15 protein-coding genes and 1 tRNA gene are annotated in these 11,317 nt (G+C 45.9%); 4 read left to right on the top strand and 12 right to left on the bottom strand.

Features of this window, described 5'->3' with window-relative positions:
* Positions 1-376: 376 nt before the first annotated feature.
* The 5 genes from QT979_RS27685 to QT979_RS27705 all read right to left on the bottom strand — a co-directional run bounded on the left by QT979_RS27685 (position 377) and on the right by QT979_RS27705 (position 3,698).
* Positions 377-1,126 (bottom strand): DUF72 domain-containing protein, encoded by a 750-nt coding sequence (locus QT979_RS27685; protein ID WP_333312256.1) that lies wholly within the window; start codon positions 1,124-1,126, stop codon positions 377-379.
* A gap of 99 nt (positions 1,127-1,225) precedes the next feature.
* Positions 1,226-1,603 carry a hypothetical protein gene (locus QT979_RS27690; RefSeq protein WP_333312257.1) on the bottom strand — a complete coding sequence of 126 codons (378 nt, stop codon included), beginning with the start codon at positions 1,601-1,603 and terminating at the stop codon, positions 1,226-1,228.
* A 174-nt stretch (positions 1,604-1,777) separates the two neighbouring features.
* Positions 1,778-2,857 carry a CAF17-like 4Fe-4S cluster assembly/insertion protein YgfZ gene (gene ygfZ, locus QT979_RS27695; RefSeq protein ID WP_333312266.1) on the bottom strand — a complete coding sequence of 360 codons (1,080 nt, stop codon included), beginning with the start codon at positions 2,855-2,857 and terminating at the stop codon, positions 1,778-1,780.
* Between the two features lie 199 nt (positions 2,858-3,056).
* On the bottom strand, positions 3,057-3,440 hold the full coding sequence (locus tag QT979_RS27700; RefSeq protein ID WP_333312258.1) for a hypothetical protein: 384 nt from the start codon (positions 3,438-3,440) through the stop codon (positions 3,057-3,059).
* 186 nt (positions 3,441-3,626) lie between these two features.
* Positions 3,627-3,698 (bottom strand) — tRNA-Val (locus tag QT979_RS27705).
* 73 nt (positions 3,699-3,771) lie between these two features.
* On the opposite strand from QT979_RS27705, the gene QT979_RS27710 reads away from it, so the two are divergent.
* Together QT979_RS27710 and mazG are read left to right on the top strand one after the other, a co-directional pair.
* Entirely contained in the window at positions 3,772-4,401 is a 630-nt protein-coding gene (locus QT979_RS27710; RefSeq protein WP_333312259.1) for a metal-binding protein, read from the top strand.
* Between the two features lie 70 nt (positions 4,402-4,471).
* A complete protein-coding gene (gene mazG, locus QT979_RS27715) occupies positions 4,472-5,299 on the top strand; it encodes a nucleoside triphosphate pyrophosphohydrolase (protein ID WP_333312260.1) in 828 nt (275 codons plus the stop codon).
* Positions 5,300-5,426: 127 nt separating this feature from the next.
* Here the strand turns inward: mazG and QT979_RS27720 are convergent, their stop codons facing one another.
* The 3 genes from QT979_RS27720 to QT979_RS27730 form a co-directional block, all read right to left on the bottom strand.
* Positions 5,427-5,828, bottom strand: a complete 402-nt coding sequence (locus QT979_RS27720; protein ID WP_333091252.1) for a helix-turn-helix transcriptional regulator — start codon at positions 5,826-5,828, stop codon at positions 5,427-5,429.
* A 32-nt stretch (positions 5,829-5,860) separates the two neighbouring features.
* A complete protein-coding gene (locus tag QT979_RS27725) occupies positions 5,861-6,241 on the bottom strand; it encodes a helix-turn-helix transcriptional regulator (RefSeq protein ID WP_333211628.1) in 381 nt (126 codons plus the stop codon).
* A gap of 139 nt (positions 6,242-6,380) precedes the next feature.
* Positions 6,381-7,523, bottom strand: a complete 1,143-nt coding sequence (locus tag QT979_RS27730) for an IS4 family transposase (RefSeq protein WP_333217163.1) — start codon at positions 7,521-7,523, stop codon at positions 6,381-6,383.
* A gap of 120 nt (positions 7,524-7,643) precedes the next feature.
* Between QT979_RS27730 and QT979_RS27735 the strand changes: the two genes are divergently transcribed.
* Positions 7,644-8,027: a hypothetical protein gene (locus tag QT979_RS27735; protein ID WP_333312261.1), complete on the top strand. Its 384-nt coding sequence runs from the start codon at positions 7,644-7,646 to the stop codon at positions 8,025-8,027.
* A 128-nt stretch (positions 8,028-8,155) separates the two neighbouring features.
* Here the strand turns inward: QT979_RS27735 and QT979_RS27740 are convergent, their stop codons facing one another.
* Positions 8,156-8,641, bottom strand: a complete 486-nt coding sequence (locus tag QT979_RS27740) for an allophycocyanin subunit alpha-B (protein ID WP_190746013.1) — start codon at positions 8,639-8,641, stop codon at positions 8,156-8,158.
* A 96-nt stretch (positions 8,642-8,737) separates the two neighbouring features.
* Complete coding sequence (locus QT979_RS27745; protein WP_333312262.1) at positions 8,738-9,115, bottom strand: hypothetical protein; 378 nt, start codon at positions 9,113-9,115, stop codon at positions 8,738-8,740.
* Positions 9,116-9,123: 8 nt separating this feature from the next.
* Here QT979_RS27745 and rlmD point away from each other — a divergent pair, with 8 nt between their 5' ends.
* The gene (rlmD, locus tag QT979_RS27750) at positions 9,124-10,536 is read left to right on the top strand and encodes a 23S rRNA (uracil(1939)-C(5))-methyltransferase RlmD (protein WP_333312263.1); all 1,413 of its coding nucleotides are present in this window, start codon (positions 9,124-9,126) and stop codon (positions 10,534-10,536) included.
* 155 nt (positions 10,537-10,691) lie between these two features.
* On the opposite strand, the gene QT979_RS27755 is transcribed toward rlmD, so the two are convergent.
* Both QT979_RS27755 and QT979_RS27760 read right to left on the bottom strand, forming a co-directional pair.
* Complete coding sequence (locus QT979_RS27755; protein WP_333312264.1) at positions 10,692-10,874, bottom strand: type II toxin-antitoxin system RelE/ParE family toxin; 183 nt, start codon at positions 10,872-10,874, stop codon at positions 10,692-10,694.
* Positions 10,875-10,900: 26 nt separating this feature from the next.
* Complete coding sequence (locus QT979_RS27760; protein WP_333312265.1) at positions 10,901-11,161, bottom strand: type II toxin-antitoxin system ParD family antitoxin; 261 nt, start codon at positions 11,159-11,161, stop codon at positions 10,901-10,903.
* Positions 11,162-11,317 lie beyond the last annotated feature (156 nt).

The following is an 11,317-nucleotide window of genomic DNA, read 5'->3' on the forward strand; positions in this document are numbered from 1 at the left end:
ATTAATTATGAAATGGAACCGAAAGATCAAAAACAAAGGTAACGCGAGTTAATGCAGTTTAGATGTCGAACAGCTTACTACAAAGCGTTTAATGATTGCATCGAGAAACTGACGGAGTATTTCGTGTTTCCTTTCGGTCAAGCGCACCCTGCGGGATTTGTTTGAAATGGAAGCAAAAGTGCGATCGTGATGTTGAGTTGAATACGATCGGCTTGTGCTGGGTGATGTTGAGTTGGATGTGCGGGTTCGGGGTGAGTGCGATCGTCAAACAATAACCTAGACGAACGCCACCTCCGATTTCTAATTCAGCTTCAAGGAACTGCGGAGCGTTTTTGAATGCGCCCAAAAGAATGGGGACACTCTCAATCAGAGTCTGTCATGAAGTACCATTCTCCACAAAAGCTTTTAGCTTTGAAGCGTTCCTCACTGCATTTCCCTCTCCGTCGTTGTTGAAGTAGACGAACACAGGTTGCCCTTGACTTTCCCACTCGTGGATGCGATCGGCCCACCAGTGCAAATCATCATCCGAGTAGGAGCCGCCGTAGAGATTGTTGGCGTCGGGGCCGTGGAGGCGCACATAGACGAATGAACCCGTTGCGCGCAGGATACACGGCAGGTGGGCGCCGCTCATCACGCAGTAGGCCGCTCCAGAGCGTTCTAGCAGCGAAAATACCTCTTCTGTGTGCCAGCTTGGATGTCGGAATTCGACAGCTACTTTGATCCAGGAGGGCACCTGTTCTAGAAAGTAGGCTAGGCGGGCCAAATCGCAGCCGAACTGGGGAGAGAGTTGGACGAGCAGAATACCCAATCGATCGCCCAGGGATTGAAGTCCCTCACTCATGCGTTCCAACCACTTTTCTGGCGAATAAAGACGCTTGGAGTGCGTTAGACCACGGGGCGCTTTTACGGTCATCAAAAATCCTTGGGGGAGGCGCTCTCGCCAGTTAGCAAAGGTAGTGTTTGGTGGCCAGCGGTAGTAGGTGCTATTAACTTCGACGGTTTGATAGTGCTGGATATAGCGATCTAGCCTAGAGCGAGGCGGTAGCTGGTGGGGATAAAGCACACCTTCCCAATGGTCGTAACTCCAACCTGAAGTGCCAATATGAACAATCGAATCCGGGTTCATTATCCCTTCCATGATTCGGATTTGGAAATCGCTACTGAACAAACAAAGTCCGCGCAGGCGGACTAAGAATATGATATTTTAAAACTGGATGCGATTGAATTACTTGGCTCGCTCGCTCCTACCTCGCTCTGCCGCTTTTTCTACTGCTTTCTGTCCCGGCGTAACTGCTTCGCCCACGTTATCTTTTACCGATTCTATAAATTTTTTGGTACTGGGGGCGATCGGTTGGTCGAGATTCAGCTTTTCTCGGATATTGTCAACGGCATCATTTCCTCCCTTCTCGATATCGGTTGTTGGCGGGCGATCGGGACGGGCAACTTCGTAAGACGTAGCTTCAGGAGTTAAATGTGTAGCGATCGCTTGCATTTTGTTGCCCGACAATTCCAATTCGGAGCTAAAAATCAGCGCTATTCCTAAAGCAAAGATTATTCCAACTCGCAGGCAAGTTGTAACTAAGCGCGATGTAAACTTTTTCATTGAAAAACTCTGTTTTTTCTGTGACGACTGTAATACAGAATAATTTCGGTTTTTGGTTTGCAAATCTATCTAAAGATAGGACTTGGGGCAAATTTATGGTATTAGCATTCTTCCCAAATCAACCTCAACAAAAAAGTTTTGGGCGCTGCGGCGTCAACAGGCTACCGAGCGCAACTACGAACTCAAGAAAGGTACGTTTACTACTTCCCCTGACACCGATCCGACTTGCACTTTCAGTCCTTCGCCGCCCGCTTTTGTGCGGATGTAAGCAAGACCAAAAAAGCCGGATTCAGTTTCCGTAAAACTGGTGAGTTTGCCAACTTTTTCCTCTCCGATTGTGACTCCTGTTCCGGGTTCAACCGCATCGCTCAACTGCACGCCCCAAAGTTCCTGTTTGACTCCTTTGTAGGTGTTCAACCGGGCAATTGTTTCTTGACCGATGTAGCAGCCTTTGTCATAGGTAATCGTGTGTAAAAGGCGGGCTTCTAGGGGGTTGTAATCCTCTGTGAGTTCAAAATCGGGTGCGGGGCGTCCTTGTTCGATTCGCAGTTGTTCCCAAACTCGATCGCCCATCGGTACAGCCCCAGCTTTGACTAATTCCTTCCACAAGTTGGCTGCATCGCTTGCTGACGCAATTAACGTGTATCCGGGAGTTGCTAAACCGCTACCCACCGCAACTCGAACCCCCCCTTCATCCCCCCCTTGGTAAGGGGGGGAAAGAGGGGGGGTTTTTATCAATTTGTGAGTAGCGTAAGGTTGATTTTCGAGTTCGGTAACTCCTATTTTTTCTAATAGTTGAGTGCTTTCCGGGCCGAGGAAACTGAAAGCAACAGTTGTATCGGTTAAATCTGTTAACTCGACGCGATCCATTGGGAAAATATAGCGATCGAGCAATTCCAGCAGTTGGCGGCGGCGGTTGGGCGAAACTAACAGCAGTACGGCATCTTCTGTAGCATAAGCGGTGGCGAGATCGATCGTCCGGGCGGTGGAAGTCACAAAAACGGTGTCGCAACCTTGACCGGGTTTGAGTATATTAAAGTTATTGGTACTTTGATTGTGCAAGAACCGCAGGCGATCGCTGTCTGAGATTTGAATGCGTCCCCAGTGAGTGCGATCGTACAAAGCCGCACCTTGTTTAGTTGCTGCGATCGCTTCTGCGTCGTTACCAAAACTGACTGGCACAATTTCTTTGGTTGTTAACTCTACAAAAGTAGCACCGGCCGCTGCTTGAATGTCGTGCAATTCTTGAATCATAAGATTTTGTTGACTGTTGACTGTTGGCTGTTGACTGATGACTATTGACTGTTGACTGTTGACTGATGACTGTTGACTGATGGCTGTTGACTGTTGACTGATGACTGTTGACTGATGACTATTGACTGTTGACTGTTGACTGACAACTCTCAACTGACAACTCTCAACTGACAACTCTCAACTGACAACTGACAACTGACTATTTGCCCAAATTGGCGAATATTTCTTGTATTAATTGACTGGCTTTAGCATCAAGACGATTCCAATCTACATCGCCAGTCTCATCATCAATCAAGCTAGTATCAATTACAACTTCTTGGCTTTGGATTTGACTGTGGGCGGGCTGGTAGTTGACAAAGCAGACTCGATAGCAAAGTTCCCAAATATCAATACATCTTTGCTCGCCTTGAAGCTCTAAAAGTAGTTGATAGCCCGGAATGGGAATCTGCACTTCTTGATAAGTGCCCGTCCAGACAGACTCCTCTAATTGTTTGCGGATGTTGTCGAGCACTCGGATCATCGCTGGCTGCATGAGCAGTTCAGCTTGCTGCCAAGCGATCGGGCTAGTTATTTTAGGCTTCATATACAGGGTTCTAAAAAAGAAAATCAATAAATTAATTTTCTAGCATTGGGTGCCAACTTTTGAGACATCCGCCACAGAATGTTAAATTGAGTCGTCACCAAATTCAACAGTCAACCCTAAACAGCAACAGCCGTTCTCGGCTTGACGGCTAAAAACGGCTGAAACTGTTGATATTGAGTTATCGGATGGGTAATGTAGGATTTGAACCTACGGCATCCTGCGTGTAAAGCAGGCGCTCTACCACTGAGCTAATCACCCAATTGCACTCACCGGGATTTATCATATCACAGTAACTCAGAAAGATCAAGTAAAAAAAAATCCTAAACTTTAAATGCCCTCTGGCCGCACCCACGATCAAATAACCATGTGGAGTTTGCCCTTCGTGGCAGCCCTCACCTTTGGCCAGACTCAGAGCAGCAACCTGACTTTGCTCGTTTCCGGCAGTTTCTTATTCGGCGGGCTGATGTTTGGCCCCGACTTGGATATCTACTCGTGCCAGTATCAGCGCTGGGGATGGTTCAAACCCATTTGGCTCCCGTACCAAAAAAGCCTGCGCCACCGCTCTTTTTTGTCCCACGGCCCTCTGATCGGCACTGCTTTGCGAATCTTGTACCTCGCTATCTGGATCGCGGTTTTCGGAATGTTGGGATTGGCAATTGCCGAAAAAGCCGGGAACTTAGGCGGGAATTGGCAGGATGTGGTTTTGAGTTACGGGCGATCGATCTGGGAACACCGCATCGAAATTTTAGCCGTTTACATCGGTCTAGAATTAGGCGCTATGAGCCACTATCTAAGCGATTGGGGCGGCTCGGCTTACAAAAGATTCAAAAAGAAAGGATTGAGCGGGTTGCGCCCTCCTAAGACAATTAAGAGGCGAAAAATCAAAGCTCCCACTCGCACATCTAGCAAATCCATAGCAGAAGGAAGAAGGAAGAAGGAAGAAGGAAGAAGGAAGAAGTAATAAAATCAATGGTTGGAGCTCTTAACAACGTTATAACCGTCTTGGCGGTTGATATAAAAGGTAAATTATTATGTCTAATTCTGAAAGTCGATCGCTCACAGCACTCGCAGAACTTATAGAAGTTGTGGCTAAATTGCGATCGCCAGACGGCGGATGTCCTTGGGACTTAGCCCAAACTCCCCAAACTCTAATTCCTCACATCATCGAAGAAGCTTATGAAACCGCCGACGCAATTCGCAAAGGAGATAAAGATGCGATTATCGAAGAATTGGGCGACTTACTGTTACAGGTAATTCTGCAAGCTCAAATTGCCAGCGAATCCAATCAGTTTACCTTCGCCGAAATAGCTGCGGGCATTACAGAAAAACTAATTCGGCGACATCCCCACGTCTTCGGCGATGTCGAAATCAACAGCGTCGATGAAGTCAACGAAAACTGGGAAAAAATCAAAGCAGCAGAAAAAGGCACAACTTCGGAAAAGCCGCCAACTTTAGCCTCAAAAATGAGCCGTTATGCCAGCACTTTGCCGCCGATCGCCGCCGGGATGAAAATCTCTCAAAAAGCTGCGGAAGTGAGTTTTGATTGGGACAGTGTAGACGGCGTTTGGGATAAATTTCACGAAGAAATGGCAGAATTTGAACACGCTCTCAAACACGAGGATCAGGCAGCGCAGCAGTCAGAATTGGGAGATATTATGTTTGTGTTGATTCAATTAGCTCGCTGGTACGATTTAGATCCGTCGGCTGCTTTGCAAGGAACAAACGATCGCTTCGTGCAGCGGTTTGCGAAGGTGGAGGCTGCGTGCGATCGACCTTTGTCAGATTATGCCCCAGAAGAGTTAGAATCTCTGTGGCAGCAAGCTAAAGCTTTAATTGCTAAACAAAAGGGCGATCGGTAATCAATCACCGCAGATCAACACAGATCAAAAGACATCAGCGTTCATCTGTGTTCATCCGCTAATATCTGCGGTTCAAAACTCCCAATCTCAATAATTGGGTTGCATCAGTCCCGATGCCAGCAATCAACTACTCGTAAAGCTTCGCGTCATTATACGGCGGATGTTCACAGGCGATATAAAGCGCATTTGTCGGTTCCAGGGCTTCCCCAGTCACCGGATCGATCGGCTTGAGGACAAAGCATAACAGAGAGAGCGATCGCCAATCCAAACTTTCTAACTTCCCGCGTTCGTAGCGACTAACAGTAGCATTACTAATACCGACATCTTTTGGTACAGGATCTCCGGCTGTCCGAAACAGAGCGGCCTCGTATTCTTTTGTGACCATTTCTGTTTCAATAATTGACCACCCCCGAATCTCTCTAGCTGCTTTCAGAAGTTTGCCCAATCTACCGCGTCCCGTATCCGTAAATCGCACAGGGCGCAGTTTTTCCCGATCGACGACAGCCTTAAAGTCAAGAAATCCCGGCATTTTACAGATCCAATTTAACTATTAAGTCAATCCTACGCCTCGACGTTTGGGTTCCAAAATTCAGTTCCGATCAACAGTAAGTCTTCTAGAGTAAGCAACCGCTTTTCAACCGGGTGAACTGGTTCGAGAACATCGAGGAACAGCCACAAAAGATCGGGTGCAGGCTTGTTGTAATAGCCATTTTCGATTCTCGAAATGCCTGCAATGCTGACCCCCAAAACTTTCGGCAAAGGCTCTCCCCCTATATTATAAAATTGAGCCTCATGCTGCTTGGTCTTTTCACTCAGTTCGTGAACGCTCCACCCCCTAGCTTCGCGCCACGATCGCAGGAATTTACCCAACCGCCGCAGCCCGGTATCAGTAAATCTGCGTCTCAAGTATTCTTTTTCTCGCCTAGCTTCTGCTACAACCATCAGTCATCACCTATCTGCATAAAGCTAAGCTATCACGCCTGACTTTCTAGTTTCATTTTTTAAGTTTGCAAGTTGACTATCTTATGTTACAATGTTGGAACAAAGTAGATAGACAGCTCTGGGGGGGTGACAAAGAGGTCTACGAGATAGACTGTATAAGGGTTGCAGCCCGCATACCTTGTTGATAAAAGCGGCGTTTAGAAGGACTTAACTTCATTAACTGTTCCACATCGAAAGAATATTGTTCGAGATAATGAACCCACTTTTCGGCATCTACGCCAACACCAAATGTACTCCGTCTACGATATTTTTTCTTGGGTTCTTTGCGACGAGATACATATTTTTGTACCTGCTTTTTTCTCAATTCAGTGCCTTGAAATATTGCCGAACTGTAGGCAAGCGTCATCAGGAGAATCATATTAATAAGTCTGTTTCCTTCGAGGCTAGTTCCTTCAAGATCGTAGCCTCCTTTTTTACAGTCTCGAAACATTTCTTCAATGCCCATCCGCTGCTTATAAGCATTGATTGCTGCTGGCAATGAACCTAAATCCGTGAGAATAAACCAAGCTTCTTTAACTTGATATTTCCCATAATTTCTTTTCCATTTACAAGCAAGCTCAAATCCGGTGGCAGGCCGACTTTTTCTCACTCTTTTTCCTTGAACATACAAAGAGGTTCCTGGTACTATCCCTAATTCATCTAACCGTTGCCAAATTAAATGTTCTATTTCGATACAATGATTCTTTTTAAGTCTTAAGCAAAACGACACACCCTTTGATTTAAGCCAATTTCCTAAATCAACAGAACAAAACTCACGATCCCCTAAAACGATGACTTTATATTCTGAAAACAATGGTAAAATTTGCTGTAAATTTGCTGTTTGCTCCTCCAAGTTACTGTTTCCTAATTTTGGCAATAATGACCAGTATAATGGAATTGCTCTTTTTTCCCAGATTAGGCTAACCATAAAAAGATTAATGCGCCCCCATTGACTGCGGTCAATTGCGATTGATAAACGAGTACCAATGGGGCAATAAGTGGTCAACCAATAAGTAATCAAGGGGAACCAAATTAATGAGATAGTTAAGTTTGGTAAATCCAGAAATCTTTGTATTTTTCTACGCCTACTTTCTGTTGTAATTGGATAAGGAAATACCCGTGCCAGTCTTTCTAATCTCACTTGTTTTTCTGATTGGATCACAGATAGCAAAATTGTCATTACAAGAAACTGAGCTTTCGTCAGTTGTTTTTTTAAATGAGTCTGGTAAAATGTTGGTATCATTATTTTTTGGATAGGCAAGCGTGTAACAATTATGCTGCCTATCTTTTTTTAGCACACATTGCCTCAATCCTCACCACCTCTGGGTTTCAGGCTGGTTGTTACCCCCCCAGATAGACAGCTATGACACCACTATTTCGCCGCATCCAACCCTCGAAAAAGCTCCGCATCACCGTCAGGTCGATCGCCCAACTGCTCAAAATCAGCCAAAACCTGATTAAGCGAGTCGAATCATGGGCTTTCGTGGTTTTCGTCCACCATCGGGATAGAGGCGGCCTGTTTGTCAGCTACCGCAGGCTGGAAGAATGGCAAAATGCGATCGCCCATCATATCCAAACCAGCCCCACCCTTGGAGAACTCTCGCAGCTCAAAACATCCATTCAGTACGACAGCCGGAAATTCAAAAAACAATCTCTCCCAAAAACCCTTGACTTTTTAAATCAAATGTGCATTGAAAGACAAGACGAACTCAACATCTGGGAAAGCTTAAACTGCATTGCTTCCTAGCAGAAATGAGGCAGATTTCCTTTCCAAAAAACAGAAGCGAAACATTTGCGAGCAATTGCGAGATAAAATCACCCCAAACATCACCCGCGAATGCTCCGCCACATTCATGAAAGCAATCACCAAAGCAATTAAGACATTGCCTGAGCGATATAATCAAAATAAGGAGCTGCTTCCTTAGCATCATCCTGATTGAGCAAAGCCAAAGAAGCTTCCTTCAAACAGCGGATAGCTTCGACCATGCCAGGAACAGGAACGCCCAGAGAATTATACATTTCCCGAACGCCAATCAAACCGATGCTTTCGATCGGCTCCTTGTCACCCGCCAAGATACCGTAGGTAATCAGGCGCAAGTACCAGCCGTAGTCGCGCAGACACAAAGCCCGTTCGCGTTGGCCGTAAGCATTGCCGCCAGGAGAGATAAAATCAGGGCGTTTTTTCCAGAGTTTTTTGCTAGCTTCTTCAACAATTTTTTTCTCACTGTCAGACAGCGCAGTAGCAATACGCACCCGCTGTTCTCCGGTTTTAAAAAAATCTTTGATGCTTTGAAGTTCGCCGGTACTGGGATAGCGAAGTTCGTCGTCGGCTTGGAGAATTAGTTGGCTAACTACGCTCATTGTTATTCAAAAAAATTGAGGATATTTGAGAGTAAGATTAATTGACATGCTCATCCCTTAAAGATGAGATTCTTGATTGGGCGATTTACTTTGCTTCTAACATTTATCAACATTAGAAGTAGCGGGTAAATCTCCGCAAACGTTATGCTTGATGTTCAAGCCAGTTTCCCTGTGTTCCAGGCTACTGCGGGAAAAACTCAAAAACTGCGAGTGAGAGTTTTGATGTCGGCAGACACTTTGACTGTTTAACGAGTTTTTGCTACCTCGCCCCAACAGCATATCGCACAGGATCGATCGAGGCAACTCACGGCAGGCTTGACTTGCAGGTTGAAGCTTAGCTTTAGCAGCAAGACGTTCAGCAGCAGGAAGACAGCCTGCAATTGAGCTTGAGTGCGATGGCTTACGCCCCGCTTCGCTACGACTTATCTCAAGAAAGAGAGAGCGATATTGCATTACCATATTAAATCCTACCATGACTACTTGTGACCAAATCTAAATTCCCCACCCCAAAATCGACAAAATTGGCAAACCCTTGCCAGCAAGGTCAACTGATTGAGATAGAGATTACCGACTTGACAGACACCGGCGACGGAGTTGGTCGTTTTGGTGAGTTAGTAGTGTTTGTGCCCGATACCGTAACGGGCGATCGAGTCCTTGTGCGCCTCGTGCAAGTCAAATCCACCTATGCTACAGGCAAGCTGGACACACTTCTCGAAACATCCGAACACCGCATTCGAGCTAACTGCATTGTCGCCGACAAGTGCGGAGGCTGTCAGTGGCAGCACGTAGATTATCAATATCAGCTTGCAGCCAAGCAAAATCAAATCATTCAAGCCTTAGAAAGAATTGGCGGATTTAGCAATCTGCAAGTCGATGAAATTTTAACGGGAAAAATCGAGGGATTTCCCCAATTTTTGGGATACCGCAACAAAGCGACTTATCCCGTCGCAATATCTGCAACAGGTCAAGTCCAAGCAGGTTACTATCAAAAAAGCACTCACAAATTAGTCAATCTCAATCAGTGTCCGGTGCAAGATCCGCGCCTCAATCCTTTGTTAAAAGAAGTCAAAGAAGACATCCACTGGCGAGATTGGCCTGTCTACGACGAAAAGAAACATACAGGAGAATTGCGTCACTTGTCCTTGCGGATTGGACGGCGCACCGGCGAGATGCTGCTAACTTTAATAGTTCGCACAGGAGAGTTGCCGGGACTCGAAGAGCAAGCATCAGAGTGGCTGAAACAATATCCTCAACTGGCAGGGGTTTGTTTGAATATAAATCCCGATCAAACTAATGTGATTTTTGGTGCCGAAACTCGCTGCATTGCGGGCCGTTCTTATCTGCGAGAAAGATTTGCTGGTTTGAATTTTCAGCTAAGAGCCGATACTTTTTTTCAGGTAAATACAGAGGCGGCTGAAGCGTTGTTAGAGGTGATGGTAGGGGAATTGAATTTGCAGGGAAACGAGGTTTTGGTTGACGCTTACTGCGGCATTGGTACTTTTACTTTACCTCTGGCAAAACAAGTAAAAATAGCCATAGGTTTAGAAGTGCAACCGGCGGCGATCGAACAAGCCAAATTAAATGCTGAGTTAAATGACGTGAGAAATGTCGATTTTCAGGCGGGAACTGTAGAGAGTTTGCTGCCTTCCTTGGGATTGACACCGGATATTGTGCTGCTAGATCCGCCGAGGAAAGGGTGCGATCGCGCGGTGTTGGAAGCTATCAAGGAAATCAAACCAAATCGCATTGTTTATGTTAGCTGCAAGCCTGCTACTTTGGCTCGCGACCTGAAGATTTTGTGCGAAAATGGGGATTATAAGTTAGCGCGAGTGCAGCCGGCGGATTTCTTTCCTCAGACTTCTCATGTTGAGTGTGCGGCGTTTTTGGTCAGGTGAATGAAAGGGCGATTGTTGTTTAGTTAAATTCAATCATCAGCATCGGTGAACAGGGCTGACAAATCTCGATAACCACTGACTACTCGAAAAATCTCTACATCCTGTCCGATCGGCATATAGAGGATGAGATGGTTGTCTATAGAGAGACTGCGAAGCTATGGTAAAATTTCGTGTCTTTGTCGTCCAATATTGGGAAATTGAGCAATTTTGGCGAATTTAGCGTCAAGATTGCTTAAAAAGCGATGGGATCGATCGAGTCCCGATCGACTAGCGATGTAGTCTGCAATTTGCTCGATGTCTTGGATTGCGGGTTGAGTGAGGCGAAATTTTGGACTCATGTTTCTTTTGAACTGTAGCGCGATGCCTAAGGCTGGCTACGCCTACGCAAATTAGCTCGAATTTGTGCCATTGCGGTTGCACCGTCTACGACTTCACCGCGTTGGGATGCTTGCTGACCAATCTGTGCGTCTCGTTGGAGTTCTTGCAGTCGTCCTTGATAAATATCTTGCTGTTGTTCGAGTAGTTTAATCGCTGCAAGGATAACGTCGATCGCGCTGTTGTATTTGCCGCTGGTGAGTTGGCGCTGCACGAGGGCTTCGGCTTCAGGTGGCAAAACAATTTGCATGGTGTTTGAGATGAGGAGTGTTGATTCTATTGTAGGCGATCGCCCTTCAATTAGATTGGTTGGTTAGGGGCGATCGCCCATCTAAGGAATGAAAAATAAATAACTTAATGAATTACTCAGGTTGGGGTACGGCTCGATAATTCCATTTGGGCAAAT

The sequence above is a fragment of the Microcoleus sp. w2-18bC1 genome, assembly GCF_036700365.1.
Classification (GTDB): domain Bacteria; phylum Cyanobacteriota; class Cyanobacteriia; order Cyanobacteriales; family Microcoleaceae; genus Microcoleus.

What these genes read in the sequence shown, in the direction of transcription:
- QT979_RS27685 (WP_333312256.1), bottom strand. Translation starts at nt 1,126, where the DNA reads ATGAACCCGGATTCGATTGTTCATATTGGCACTTCAGGTTGGAGTTAC.
- QT979_RS27690 (WP_333312257.1), bottom strand. Translation starts at nt 1,603, where the DNA reads ATGAAAAAGTTTACATCGCGCTTAGTTACAACTTGCCTGCGAGTTGGA.
- ygfZ (WP_333312266.1), bottom strand. Translation starts at nt 2,857, where the DNA reads ATGATTCAAGAATTGCACGACATTCAAGCAGCGGCCGGTGCTACTTTT.
- QT979_RS27700 (WP_333312258.1), bottom strand. Translation starts at nt 3,440, where the DNA reads ATGAAGCCTAAAATAACTAGCCCGATCGCTTGGCAGCAAGCTGAACTG.
- QT979_RS27710 (WP_333312259.1), top strand. Translation starts at nt 3,772, where the DNA reads ATGCCCTCTGGCCGCACCCACGATCAAATAACCATGTGGAGTTTGCCC.
- mazG (WP_333312260.1), top strand. Translation starts at nt 4,472, where the DNA reads ATGTCTAATTCTGAAAGTCGATCGCTCACAGCACTCGCAGAACTTATA.
- QT979_RS27720 (WP_333091252.1), bottom strand. Translation starts at nt 5,828, where the DNA reads ATGCCGGGATTTCTTGACTTTAAGGCTGTCGTCGATCGGGAAAAACTG.
- QT979_RS27725 (WP_333211628.1), bottom strand. Translation starts at nt 6,241, where the DNA reads ATGGTTGTAGCAGAAGCTAGGCGAGAAAAAGAATACTTGAGACGCAGA.
- QT979_RS27730 (WP_333217163.1), bottom strand. Translation starts at nt 7,523, where the DNA reads ATGATACCAACATTTTACCAGACTCATTTAAAAAAACAACTGACGAAA.
- QT979_RS27735 (WP_333312261.1), top strand. Translation starts at nt 7,644, where the DNA reads ATGACACCACTATTTCGCCGCATCCAACCCTCGAAAAAGCTCCGCATC.
- QT979_RS27740 (WP_190746013.1), bottom strand. Translation starts at nt 8,641, where the DNA reads ATGAGCGTAGTTAGCCAACTAATTCTCCAAGCCGACGACGAACTTCGC.
- QT979_RS27745 (WP_333312262.1), bottom strand. Translation starts at nt 9,115, where the DNA reads ATGGTAGGATTTAATATGGTAATGCAATATCGCTCTCTCTTTCTTGAG.
- QT979_RS27755 (WP_333312264.1), bottom strand. Translation starts at nt 10,874, where the DNA reads ATGAGTCCAAAATTTCGCCTCACTCAACCCGCAATCCAAGACATCGAG.
- QT979_RS27760 (WP_333312265.1), bottom strand. Translation starts at nt 11,161, where the DNA reads ATGCAAATTGTTTTGCCACCTGAAGCCGAAGCCCTCGTGCAGCGCCAA.